The following is a 12,428-nucleotide window of genomic DNA, read 5'->3' as shown; positions in this document are numbered from 1 at the left end:
TAAAATGCACTCCTTCCTTAGGTCGATTATACACGTTCAACATGACTTCATATGGCCGGCCATGTGGCTGTTCATTGAAGGAATCGTGAATATTTCATTACAAAAAAGCAGCTTCCGAAAAAAATCGGCAGCTGCTTTCCGTTATCGTCTGCTTATTAAGAGCAAGATAAACGAGATCACAATGATGGAGCCTGTCCATGCCCAAGCCAGCGCGGTATTGCCGGAATCAACGGCTACATAGATGGCGGTAGGTATCGTTTGCGTCTTGCCCGGAATGTTCCCTGCGATCATCAACGTAGCGCCAAACTCGCCTAATCCGCGTGCAAAACCAAGTATATACGCCGAAACAAGCGATCGGAATGCCAGCGGCAATGTTATGTGACGGAAAACCTGCCATTCATTCGCCCCGATAGACCGTCCAGCCTCTTCCAATTTTTTATCGACGGATTGAAAGCCAACTTTCATGGTTTGATACACCAGCGGAAAAGAAACGACAACCGCGGCAATAACCGCTGCCCACCACGTGAAAATAACCGGAGCCGAGAACAGCCATTCGATCGCCCGCCCCAACCAGCTTCTCCTTCCCAATAACACAAGCAATAAAAAACCAACAACCGTTGGCGGAAGGACCAACGGCAGCATAAATACGGTTTCGATAAGTATCTTGCCTTTTAGCTTTGTCCGGGACATCCACCATGCTGCAGCTACCCCAAGAAACAGCACAAAAATGCTCGAGAACAAGGCTACTTGTATGGATAGCCGGATAGGAAGCCAAAAATCATGCGCGCTAATCAACCTTCTCCTCCACTTTCTTTTATATCTAATCATAACGAAATCAATTTAAGTAGAACATTACCTAATATAAACGGTTCCACCGGGGATAGCAATAAACAGAAGTAATGGAGTCATCCATTTATAAACCTAAGCATTAAAGAAAGGAGACCTTTGACGGGTCTCCTTTCTTTTTGTGCTTACTATGATCTGTATTTTAGACGTTAACGGCAATACTTTTCAGCCAATCCGCATAACGCGCAGAGGTAAGCCGTGCAGAACTGTCATCCGGTAGAAGCGAGGACTTCTTCAGCTCTGTGCCGAAGTACGGAGCTTTATCATCGGTTACAACCTGACGAGCATCTTGGGTTGCGATCAAATATTGACGGACAAATTCGTCGAGACCAAACTTCTTGGGGCCGGCAATCTCACGGATTCCATTCGACGGTTTATCGAGCGTAAAGTCGACAAGTACTTCGGATACGTCTTCCGCCGCAATAGGCTGTACATCAGCCGACGATAACCGCACCTTATCCCCTTCTGTAGACGTATAAGCAATGCCGCCCACAAACTCGAAGAACTGAGTAGCCCGTACAATAGTATACGGAATTTTGGAAGCCTTAATCAAGTTCTCTTGCGCGATTTTGGCCCGGAAATAGCCGCTTTGGAGCAGACCTTCTGTACCAACAACCGACAAAGCAACATGATGTTTAACGCCAGCCGCTTCTTCGGCGGCAAGAAGATGGCGGGTTGAGGTCTCGAAAAACTCCAGAACAGCCTTGTCTTCGAATGAAGGAGAATTCGTTACGTCAACAACTACCTCTGCTCCGTTTAAGGCATCGGTCAGACCTTCGCCCGTAACGCTATTGATGCCAAGCGACGGTGATGCGGCTATGACTTCATGACCTAATTGTTTTAGATTGCTGACCAGCTTTTTCCCAATTAGTCCGCTGCCGCCAATAACGACGATTTTCATAAGGTTTCTCTCCCTATCTCTGTTTTTATAATTGTTATGATTATTTCAAGCCGGCTTTGGTTAAACCAAATGCAGCGTCGGCGGAGCCAGGTTCTGTTCTAAAAGCTACGTTTGCTCGGTTCCAAGCATTGATCGCCATGATCGAGTAAGTCAGGTCGGAAATCTCTTTCTCCGTGAATTGTTCGCGAACTCGATTATAGATTTCGTCGGAAACGCCGTGCTCCGGCAGTTTAGTCAAAACCTCGGTCCAAGCAAGCGCAGCTCTTTCACGAGCGTCGAACAACGTGGATTCTCTCCAGATAGCAAGATGGTAAAGGCGCAATTCTCTCTCTCCGTGAATTTTAGCTTCTTTCACATGCATATCCAGACAGAATCCGCAGCCGTTCATTTGGGAAGCCCGGATATGGACGAGATGAATAATGCTCGTTTCAATGGAACTGGATTTCTCCGCATAGCTGAGCTCCATCATCTTTTTAGTAAACTCCGGCGATTGCTGCATATAATTTACACGTTGTGTCATTTTGTATTCCTCCTCGAATTTGTTGTGACGTTATTAAGACAATCGAAGACTTTGATTTGTGACAGCCGCATCGAAAAAAGTTTTAAGTGATGTTCAGCCCGCCGTCTACGGCGATAACCTGGCCCGTTATCCAGTCCATACCCGGCTTGGCAAGAGACACGATCCATGCCGCAACGTCGGCAGGCTCTCCGCGGCGGCCAAGCGGTATGCTCCGACGTTCATGCTCTTTCACTGCTTCGGCCTGCTCTGGCGTTAGTCCCATTCTCTCCTCGAGAAAAGAAGTTTCGACCGGCCCGGAAGCGATGGCATTTACGCGAATGCCTTTCGGAGCAAGCTCAAGCGCCCAGCTTTGCGTCATATATTCCATTGCAGCTTTGCTCGAACCGTATAGCGACAGATTAGCTCCGGCTTTACTGCCAAATGTGCTCGACATATTGATGATTAATCCCTTAGTCTTCTCAAGATGAGGAATAGCGGCTGCGGCAAGAAGAGTAGGTGCCAGGACATTCACCGCGAAAATATCCGTAATCGCTTGCGCGCTCACATGCTCAAGCGGCATAATGCCGCCTGCTCCCGCGTTATTGATAATAATGTCTATTCGTCCCCACAGATCGATTGCCGCCGAAACCGTATCGGCCGCCGAATCGGGATCGCTTGCATCAGCGACAACTCCTTTGATATTCGGATGCTTTGCCGTAATCTCTTCCAGAACTTCCGCCCTCCGTCCTGTAATGAGCACCTTAGCTCCCTTCGCAGCGAACATTTGCGCGGCGGCAAATCCGATACCGGCTCCACCGCCGGTAATAATGACAACTTTATCGTTTAACATAAGTTCAGTCTCCTTTGAGCAATTATTTACTATATTAATTAATTAATAATTAATTATTTAACTATTTGGTGTAAGCCGTCCTATTCCAGGACGGTAATCGTGATTTAGAATAAGGTGTTCAACAATTGTTTCAGATTAGACTGATTTTCCCGCGATAGCTTTCCGATATGTTCTTTGATTGTATCCTCGTAAACAGGCCACACCTTTTCAAGCAGATCCTCGCCTTGAGAAGTTAATCGGACAAGTATCCGTCTTCGGTTAGAGGGGTCAAAATCTCTCTGGATCCTCCCAGCCTTCTCCAACGTATTCAGCAAGTTACTGATATTCGCCCTGGTCACGGCGAGGTCATCGCTTAATTCGGACGGAAGCATTGGCTTTCCGCCTCTTTTCAAGGCGACCAGTAAGCACCATCGGCCAAGCGTTAAATCAAACTTCCCTAAATGCTCTTCCAGCTTTTGGACCAGATGATGACTAGTTTTATAAATCGTAAGAAATACATCGATTTCGAGAAGAGGCTTCTCAAACGGATCCCATTTTTCTATACGGTTAGCCTCCTTTATAATTAATCATTTAATTATTTGCAAGTTAACAATACTGTGAATTTCATTGCGTGTCAAGTCGTTGCTCTAAGCAAAGACTGCCGATACCTTATTATCGGCAGTCTCCTAAACCGGTATGCTTTAAGCTAATGCGGTTGGTCGTACCATAATTTCGCTTACCAGAGTATCATCTGGTTCACCGATTGCATAGGCGATCGCTCTCGCAATGCTGGCTGGAGCAATCCCCAAATTGCTGACCATTGCTTGCACCTCCGGACTAGCAATGCTGCTGAATAGCTCCGTTTGCGTCAAGCCAGGTGCCACTAAGGTAGATCGGATACCCGACGTAGCGGACTCTTCGAGGCGCAATCCTTCGGAGATCGCACGAACGGCGAACTTAGTTGCCGAATATACGGCAGACGTCGGGGACACCTGATAGCCTGCGGTGGAAGTCAAGTTAATGATATGTCCGGACTTTTGCCCGCGCATGATTGGCAGTACCGCCGCGATTCCGTGCAATACGCCTTTAATGTTGACGTCAATCATTTGCTCCCACTCTTCTACACGAAGCTCGTCTAATCTGGAGTTCGGCATAATGCCTGCGTTATTCACCAAGACATCGATGCGGCCGAATTTGTCTAGGGCAAATTGAGCCAGGCTATTCATATCTTCAGCGGATACGACATCCGCTCGAACGGAAGCAGCTTCTCCACCTGATTGTTTAATGTCATTAACAACCGCCCGGAGACGATCCTCTCTCCTTGCCGCTAAAACAACCTTCGCTCCGTTTAGCGCAAGCAGCTTTGCCGTTTCTTCTCCTATTCCGCTTGAAGCCCCCGTTATGATGACCACTTTATCTTTGATATTTTCCATGATGAGTACTCTCCTTTTGTATGATGAAGTTGTGTCTCCTGGATAACGCTTGTTGAATATTTAACGGCCGTTGATTTACATTATAGACAGATGTCTCAGCCTCTCAATGGTTGATTGATGCGCTTTTGTTTTATATCCGACACTCTCAACGCAATTGTTGATTATCTTACGGAGGAACCAAGCAGGATGGAAAATGTGGCTAAGACCGATCGCCGAATTCTAAGAACGAAGCAGGCGATTAAGAAATCGTTTCTTGAGCTTTTTACGGAGAAAGAATTTGAACAAATCACCATTAACGAGATTGCGGATCGGGCAAATGTCAATCGCGGTACTGTTTATTTGCACTACAGCGACAAATACGACCTTTTGGACAAGTGTACGGAAGAGCATATACGCGAAATTATCTCCTTATGTAAAAATCGCGAGTCGGGCGAAGGAAATCCCCAGCAGGTGTTTGATTACTTCCAAGAGCACTTCCCCTTTTTCTCCGCTATGTTTTCCAATGAGAGAGCTTTTCTATTCCGGGATCAATTGCTGCATTTCTTCTCCGTGAATATGACGGTCAAGATGGAGCAGACGAATGACAAGCCCGATATAGACCTAGAGATTAAATCGCAATTTATGGCTTCGGCCTTTATTGGCATTGTGGAGTGGTGGATCCGCCGCGGTATGCCTCATTCCACTTCATTTATGGCTGGCCAGGTTCAACAGTTATTCGAAAATAACCAGGTTTACTCCATGTATCGTTAAGAAAAAAACCATCTGATTTCGGTGGCTTTCCCTCCGATATCAGATGGCCCTTTGCTGTTACAAACCTAAATTTTCGATCCGGTTAAGCAAGCCCGTTATATCCGTAATCGTTTGTATGATAGGCGAATTTTGAAGCTGGTCCAATGCGAGATGGCCATTAACCAGGGCGTCGTTGATCTCCTGCAGCAATACTTGATTTTTCTCGATTATTTGTTGATGCAGATCCTTTGCCATGGCGGGGGCGTCCATCAAATTAAACTGCTCAATATCCTCTTTTAACGCAACTAGCCGTTCCTCCAGCTGCCGCTTCGTTTCGGGATTAGTCGCCGCGTCTTGGATCATTTGCGGTGCTTGCTCCGCGAAATCCGTTAATCTATTGATATGCTCCTGTGCTGAATCCGCGTATTGAACGGTTTGATTGGCGCTTTCAAACAACGAACAAGCGCTTAGCGTCATCGATGAAACGACGAGTAAGAGAATCATCAGCGTTCTCATTCAGCTGCCTCTTCCTTCCTGCATGTTTGATTTTTTACTTTTTACGAATTTGGAGGAAGAGGGTTTCATGAATCAGCTTCAAGGCGGGATTTCCCGTGTCTTAAGGCTGTTAGCAGCTTTTAATTAATTCAAAATCACATCGAAAGCCCACATAAGGACGCCAGCCGCGATATTGAACCACCCGATGAACCTCGAAATCTTCCATTCCTTTTTCTTCTTTTTATCCTTACCCAGATCACTTGCATCAATGTAAATGATAAGCAGCCCGCTTATGATATACAATGTGATTGCGTAGTACAGATAGCCTATCGTGTAACCGCCAAGCATCCGTAATCCCTTCCTCGCCAATCAGGATATTAAACGCCTTTCATTCCGATCCTGCGCACCTTCAACGTTACTTTGATATCAAAAGTACAGTTCCGGTACATTTTGCCCCATTCCTCTGCCGTCTTGATCCGTTTATTCCAATAATGAGGCTTTTTGGCCCGTACGATTTCGCCGAATCCGAAATAATCCGAACCTTTCTCTTGCGAATCCTTGATGAGCTTGTAATAGGATTTGACGGCATCTTCGGTTTGCTTCTCCTCTATCATTCTCAGAACTTCCGGATTATTGATCTGAATTTCGTCGCTTAGCTTTCCTTCCACGTTAAGCTCAATTCCCATATCAATGGTGAAATGGGGAATTCCGTCCTTGATTTGCACCTTTATTTTTGACCGGCGGTGCGTTGCGGTCGTCATGATCGTCTGTTCCGGATTGCTCAGTTGAACAAATACTCTGTAGCCCGCGGGATTTATCCCTTTAATTCCCAGATAACCCGCAATTTCTAGGGGCTTGGTCACCCCGACCATTTGGTCTCCTACAAAATAAGCTAATCCTTTAATTTCCACATTCTCTTCTTTTTTGATATCGACATACGGTAAAAAACCTTCCTGTCCCTTCTTGGAGACATTGCTCCAGAAAATGCCGATATAATCCTTCGGAAATTTCCCCATTCGAATGCCTTCATCCAGCGTTGACATCAAATAAAGAGTAGGAACCCTTTCCAGAGGCGGAGCAGCGAGCATAAGCTTCCGCGCTTGTCCTTTCGCCACCATCATCCAGGCCATTCGCCGGACTTCGGAATTGCGGCGAAAATAATCGTTTATATTTTCAAGGCCATTTCTTGCAACGGCTTCGGATATAACGATAACGCGAAGATGACCGAAAAAAAGCTTGCTGGATACCTGCTGCTGCAAGTTCATGAATGCATCATTTAAGCTATGGCCAACAACGTCAATAACCCATACCGTCTTTCCAACGGAGCCTCCTCCGCCTCCTCCGCTCTCGCCGGGACCTAACGGAATTCTTCCGGGCAGCGCAATCTGAACGGCAACGCGCACCATCCCTTTCTCCGGGGCCGGAATCGTTCCGTGTAAATGGGAGATTTCGTCTTCTTCTTTTTCCGCCGTTTCCATGTTTACCTTATCGATAGATACCCCTAGTACAACGGCACGTTCCTCGATTTCCAGCCTGTCCCAGCATCCGGTGAGAAACGGTACGGCAAGCGTGACCGCACAAAGGGTTCTAATGATTTTGATCCGCAACAGGGTTCCCTCTCTTCTTGCGAAGAATCGAAACGATAAGCAATAAACCCGGATAGACAATCGTAATAATCAGGCCGATTCGGCCAACATTTTCAATGATTTCATACATTTGAATAATGTTTTTCGGCAGCATGGCCATTACAAAAACAAAAGGCAAAATAAAATAGGAAAAGAGCTTATGCTCTTTCAAGCGGAACAGATGACTCATTGAATAAATCGTAAAGAAGTAACTGGAGAACAGCGTTGTAAACACGGCCGTCACCCATACGGCGAGAAAAGCGGCATCCATCCGCTCCAAAATGTTAGCGGGCAATGACGTTGCCTTGGCAAGCTCCAAAGTCGGCCATAGAAGCTTTTTTATCTCCTCCGAACCAAACACGCTTATCGTGGCCGCCACGATAATAACATAGAGGCCTCCGGCAATCATCATCCCCCAGAAGCTAGCCTTCATAGCCTTCCCCGGGTGCTTCATACTCGGGATTACGGCCGTCAATACGAACGCCCCTTGGAAAAGGGCGGCAATCGTTAGCGTCCCCTTTAGCATTCCGCCCGGCTCATTGCCCCAGATTGGCAGCAGATTAATCGCTTCCGCATTTTTTAGGGACAAAGCGGCAATGACGAGAGCTGGGACTAACAAAAACGGAAAGTAAAACGTATGGATATGGGCGAAGGTGGTAATTCCGTGCCGAGTAGATATAGCTGCGAGAAGCAGCATGACGATAACCGTAACTTCAACCGGAGTTGATTTCAAAACCGATGTAACGACGACTTCACCAAATTCCCGTGCGGTTAACGAGGTTAGTACCGCGAAGAAGAGAATAATAAATACGCTCCCAATCCAGGCGAGCCACTTGCCTATAATCTTCTCGCTATATCGGATAATCGTCTCGTCCGGAAACCGCATGCCGAGCCGGGCAATCAGACTTAACCCGACAAAGGCAAGCAGCATAGCCAGAAAGGTGACAAGTGGCCCGCCTGAGTCGGCAGCGCGTACCGCAAATAGCGGCAGTGCGAGCACGCCTACACCAATAATGGTGCTGACTAGAACTGCGGCTGCCTGTATGACTGTAATCTGGCGGGTCTCCATCTAACGATTCCTCCTACTCACTCTTATCATTTAAAGGATCCAACACGTTCTTTGACGTTTTTTTGAGCTCGTCAAACTTCGACTCCGATACCCTTGTTTCTTCGACCGGATCCAGAAAAGCAGGTCGTTTGTTCATCAGCCACAACGGCCCTCTGATCAATAGATCCTTCAAGCCTTGAAAGTCAACCGGAATAAGCGGGCTGAGGTATGGAACACCGAAAGACTTCAGGGACAAGAGATGGTTTGCAATTAAGATCAATCCGATCATTACCCCGTAAAGTCCAAAGGTCCCGGCTAATATAATGAGCGGAAAACGAAGCAGCCGTAGCGCAAGGGCTGCGTTATATGCCGGTGTAGCAAATGATCCTATTGTCGTTAAAGCAATGATAACTACCGTAATAGGGCTCGCGAATCCGGCCGCTACGGCTGCTTGACCAACAACCAACACGCCGACAATCGAAAGGGCTCCGCCAACTTGCTGCGGTAATCGGATCGTGGCCTCCCTAAGGACTTCCATGGAAATCTCGATAATGATGACCTCGATAACGGCCGGAAACGGTACGCCTGCTCGTCCTCCCGCTACGGCTACCGCAAAATCGGTCGGAATGAGCTCCGGATTGTAAGAAATAATCGAGACGTACAAGGACGGAAAAACCAACGAAAAAACAAGAGCGATCAGTCTGGCAAAACGGATCGAGCTCATCAGTAGAAATCGTTCCGTGTAATCCTCAACCGTCTGATAAAACTGGTTAAACACCGTAGGCACAACCAACGCCAATGGCGAACCGTCTACAAGAATAGAAACCCTTCCTTCTGCCAAATTCGCAACCACTTTATCCGGCCTTTCGGTATATTGAACTTGAGGGAACGGTGAATAATGATTGTCTTCGATAAACTGCTCCAGATAGCCGGAATCCAGCACCGTATCGATATCGATTTTGGAAAGACGATTATGAACCTCTTCCACTAATGCCGGATTGGTAATGCCATCCATGTAACAGATGGCTACCTTTGATTTGGTTCTGCGGCCAATCTCCATGGTCTGTATGCGGAGATCCGGAGACTGGAGCCGGTAGCGGATTAAGGAGATATTGGTGCCAAGCGGCTCTATGAAGCCTTCGCGTGGCCCTCTGATAACCTGCTCGGTTGCAGGCTGTTCGATGGAACGTTTCTCAACGGATCGCGTCGTAATGATGATGGATTCCTTCATCCCGTCAACGGCAATGACCGTATCCCCCCGTAAAATGCATTCTACAAGCGCTGTTAATTCGCCCTGCAAGCTGCTTTTGCTATGATAGAGAGAGTCATTCATGATCACGTCGGATAACTGATTAGACTCGATGGATCTCCCGATAAGATGCGGCGGCGTATACATCAGCGCTTTCATAATATCCGAATTGACGCTGTCTTGATTGACCATGCAGGAGAAGAACATAATGGCAGCAGGAAACTGGCCAAATACGTTGAATTTACGGACCGTAAAATCTTCGTTTATACCCAAAATTCCGTCTAAAAAAGCAATGGTGTCGCCTAAGCTTCCGGATACTTGTTGTCCCTTGTATTTATCCATCGTTTTGCTTGGGCTTGGCATAAGCAGCTTCGCGTCTAATCTTCTGACTTTTCTTGTTGGCATTTCATCACCTGCTACTCACCATAATCTGACTTTATGCTTTCTCAGGTTTTACCAATGTGATGGAAATTATGCGTGTCCTTATCGTTCAGGCGGCATACATAAAGAAAGCAGCCGCCAATGCTTGGCAGCTGCTTCTACGAGATTAATGCTGTTCTAACCTACATCCCAACGATGTCTAAACTTGGTCAGATTCGGATGTGCATCCGGAGGCGGTTCCGTGATGATCAAGCGAATCTTGCCCATCCATTCCTCGAAGGAATGATACGAAGCAAAAGCGTTGGCCGTCTCCGGCGAAACGTACAGGAAGAGCGGCGGAGGATATGCTTCAATCAGATGACGGATAGCCGCTTCGATAGGCGTATATTTTTTGCGCTTTCCTTCCCAATTCTCAATCGCAATCATACCTTCGTCCCCGTGTTCCCTTCTCCAGTCGAATAGGAAGTCCTCCCGCTTGTAATAAGGCTCGATAGGACGTTTCCACATGCGTCTTGCCGTTTCTTCATGGAGCGGATAAAGGACAAGCTTGGCAAACGACCTTGCCTTAGCTAACGCCGCCGCTTGTTCCAGCTGCAGTTCAGACACATCCTGGAACGTGTCGTAATACGCCAGCGTCCCCTTTCGGGTGTCCGGCTCTTCAACGTGGCCAAATGGCACCGTTCGGTTACCTCGATCCATCGACATCCTCCCTAGTCTTTATTTTGCATCATAGTATTGGTTTATTGATCCTTTTTCATTTCCTGCTGCTTCGTTAACAAGTTTGTTTCTTCCTCAATGCGGCTCACGTCAATCCGTTCAAACAAGATGCTCAGATCCTTGATTTTGCGGTTTGCGGGAACGGAAGCTGGCGTCCATCCCGGTTGATCAAGCGTCAGGAAGTTTCTTATTTTGTCGCAGGCAAAAGGAATAAAAGGGTTTAACAATTGAGCCAGATTGGCAATGATCTGAACGGATGCATGAAGCGTATTCCCGCATGCCGCTTTATCTTCCTTAATTTGAAGCCATGGCTTCTGTTCGTCGAAATACTTATTGGCCCGGCGTACGCAAGCGAGTATCAGCTCAATGGCTTCTTTCATATGCCCTTCTTCTATTAATTCTCCGCTTCTAGTATAACAGTCGCCGATCGTCTGCTTCCATTCATCGTTTAGATGACCCTCCGGAACAAGGCCTTCAAACGATTTCTCGATAAAAGACAACGTACGATTGACGAAATTCCCGAATGCGCCAAGCAATTCGCCGTTATGGCTATGAATGAATTCCCGCCAAGAGAAGTCCGTATCCCGGTTCTCGGGTCCATTGGCAATCAGAAAGTAACGGATGGAATCCGGCTGATACCGGCTTAGAATGTCCGGAACCCAGACTGCCCAGTTGTTGCTCGTGGAGAACTTCTTTCCTTCCAAGGTCATATATTCGCAGGAAATAATCCGGTTCGGCAGATGCAGACCGCGGGCGCCCATCAGCAACGCCGGCCAAATGACCGTATGGAAAGGTACATTGTCTTTGCCGTGCACGTAATAGGCCGTGATAGGCTCCTCGCCTTCCTGCCAGAACAACTCCCAACTTCCTCCCGTTTGCGCAGCCCACTGCTTGCTTGCCGACAGATAGCCGCTGACGGCTTCTATCCAGACGTAGATTTTTTTATCCTCGAAGCCTTGGACGGGAACATCCACTCCCCAGGTTAAATCCCTCGTAACCGCACGGTCTTGCAGTCCTTCCTTCAGATACCTTCCGGTTATCCGGACCGCATTGTCTTTCCATCCGCGAGCCTGCTCTACATACTCCGTCAGAATATCCTGAAAGCGGGAAAGCTCCAAGTAATAATGCTCGGTGGGACGTTCTACCGGGGGATTGCCGCATATCTTACAGGGCTTATCCGTCAGGTCGGCAGGATCCAATAAAGTGGAGCAATAATCGCATCTCCCCGAGCCCGGTTTCCGCAAACCGGACAAGTCCCTTCTACATAACGGTCGGGCAAAAATCTGCGGTCCGTCTCGCAATAGGTTTGCAGAATCGTTTTCTTGTACAAGTATCCGTTCTCCAATAAGCTTAAAAACAATTCTTTTACAACCTTATGATGAAACTTTTGGTCCGTTCTCGTATACAGGTCATACGTAAACCCCAGCTTCCGAAAGCATTCCGTAAATTCCCGGTGATACCGATCCGCTATATCCCCCGGCGATACGCCTTCCTTTAGCGCTTGCACCGCAACCGGCGTGCCATGGCAGTCACTGCCCGAAACATACAGGACCGGATTGCCTTTCGCCCGGTAATAGCGGGCCAGCACATCTCCCGGCAGCAAGCTTGCGAGACGACCCAGATGCAGCGATCCATTCGCATAAGGCCAGGCGCCGCCAATAAAAATAGGGTTCATG

General features: G+C 47.5%; 13 protein-coding genes and 1 pseudogene. 1 reads left to right on the top strand and 13 read right to left on the bottom strand.

Annotated elements, in window-relative coordinates:
- Positions 1 to 141 precede the first annotated feature (141 nt).
- From modB to CFI03_RS21775, 6 genes are all read right to left on the bottom strand, one after another.
- A complete protein-coding gene (modB, locus tag CFI03_RS21795) occupies positions 142 to 828 on the bottom strand; it encodes a molybdate ABC transporter permease subunit (RefSeq protein WP_248759578.1) in 687 nt (228 codons plus the stop codon).
- A gap of 160 nt (positions 829 to 988) precedes the next feature.
- Entirely contained in the window at positions 989 to 1,747 is a 759-nt protein-coding gene (locus tag CFI03_RS21790; RefSeq protein WP_248759566.1) for an SDR family oxidoreductase, read from the bottom strand.
- 40 nt (positions 1,748 to 1,787) lie between these two features.
- A complete protein-coding gene (locus tag CFI03_RS21785) occupies positions 1,788 to 2,267 on the bottom strand; it encodes a carboxymuconolactone decarboxylase family protein (protein ID WP_248759564.1) in 480 nt (159 codons plus the stop codon).
- 82 nt (positions 2,268 to 2,349) lie between these two features.
- Positions 2,350 to 3,096 carry an SDR family NAD(P)-dependent oxidoreductase gene (locus tag CFI03_RS21780; protein WP_248759562.1) on the bottom strand — a complete coding sequence of 249 codons (747 nt, stop codon included), beginning with the start codon at positions 3,094 to 3,096 and terminating at the stop codon, positions 2,350 to 2,352.
- Between the two features lie 104 nt (positions 3,097 to 3,200).
- Positions 3,201 to 3,548 (bottom strand): MarR family winged helix-turn-helix transcriptional regulator, encoded by a 348-nt coding sequence (locus CFI03_RS31450; RefSeq protein WP_481857704.1) that lies wholly within the window; start codon positions 3,546 to 3,548, stop codon positions 3,201 to 3,203.
- 228 nt (positions 3,549 to 3,776) lie between these two features.
- On the bottom strand, positions 3,777 to 4,508 hold the full coding sequence (locus CFI03_RS21775) for an SDR family oxidoreductase (protein WP_248759560.1): 732 nt from the start codon (positions 4,506 to 4,508) through the stop codon (positions 3,777 to 3,779).
- A 186-nt stretch (positions 4,509 to 4,694) separates the two neighbouring features.
- On the opposite strand from CFI03_RS21775, the gene CFI03_RS21770 reads away from it, so the two are divergent.
- The gene (locus tag CFI03_RS21770) at positions 4,695 to 5,258 is read left to right on the top strand and encodes a TetR/AcrR family transcriptional regulator (RefSeq protein ID WP_248759559.1); all 564 of its coding nucleotides are present in this window, start codon (positions 4,695 to 4,697) and stop codon (positions 5,256 to 5,258) included.
- 57 nt (positions 5,259 to 5,315) lie between these two features.
- Here CFI03_RS21770 and CFI03_RS21765 read toward each other — a convergent pair whose 3' ends face one another.
- From CFI03_RS21765 to metG, 7 genes and pseudogenes are all read right to left on the bottom strand, one after another.
- Positions 5,316 to 5,753 (bottom strand): DUF6376 family protein, encoded by a 438-nt coding sequence (locus CFI03_RS21765; protein ID WP_248759557.1) that lies wholly within the window; start codon positions 5,751 to 5,753, stop codon positions 5,316 to 5,318.
- A gap of 123 nt (positions 5,754 to 5,876) precedes the next feature.
- Positions 5,877 to 6,080 (bottom strand): CLC_0170 family protein, encoded by a 204-nt coding sequence (locus tag CFI03_RS21760; RefSeq protein WP_248759555.1) that lies wholly within the window; start codon positions 6,078 to 6,080, stop codon positions 5,877 to 5,879.
- Positions 6,081 to 6,109: 29 nt separating this feature from the next.
- Entirely contained in the window at positions 6,110 to 7,339 is a 1,230-nt protein-coding gene (locus CFI03_RS21755; RefSeq protein ID WP_248759553.1) for a Ger(x)C family spore germination protein, read from the bottom strand.
- Positions 7,320 to 8,426: a GerAB/ArcD/ProY family transporter gene (locus tag CFI03_RS21750; RefSeq protein ID WP_248759551.1), complete on the bottom strand. Its 1,107-nt coding sequence runs from the start codon at positions 8,424 to 8,426 to the stop codon at positions 7,320 to 7,322. The genes CFI03_RS21755 and CFI03_RS21750 overlap by 20 nt, the downstream gene beginning before the upstream one ends.
- Positions 8,427 to 8,439: 13 nt before the next feature.
- Entirely contained in the window at positions 8,440 to 10,059 is a 1,620-nt protein-coding gene (locus CFI03_RS21745) for a spore germination protein (protein ID WP_248759548.1), read from the bottom strand.
- 153 nt (positions 10,060 to 10,212) lie between these two features.
- Entirely contained in the window at positions 10,213 to 10,734 is a 522-nt protein-coding gene (locus tag CFI03_RS21740) for a hypothetical protein (protein ID WP_248759546.1), read from the bottom strand.
- 41 nt (positions 10,735 to 10,775) lie between these two features.
- A pseudogene (gene metG, locus CFI03_RS21735) lies at positions 10,776 to 12,427 on the bottom strand (methionine--tRNA ligase).
- Position 12,428: the final 1 nt, after the last annotated feature.

It is taken from the genome of Paenibacillus sp. ATY16 (assembly GCF_003399985.2).
Taxonomy (GTDB): domain Bacteria; phylum Bacillota; class Bacilli; order Paenibacillales; family Paenibacillaceae; genus Pristimantibacillus; species Pristimantibacillus glycanilyticus.
The sequence above is the reverse complement of the archived record's forward strand: the minus strand, read 5'-3'. Positions and strand labels throughout refer to the sequence as shown.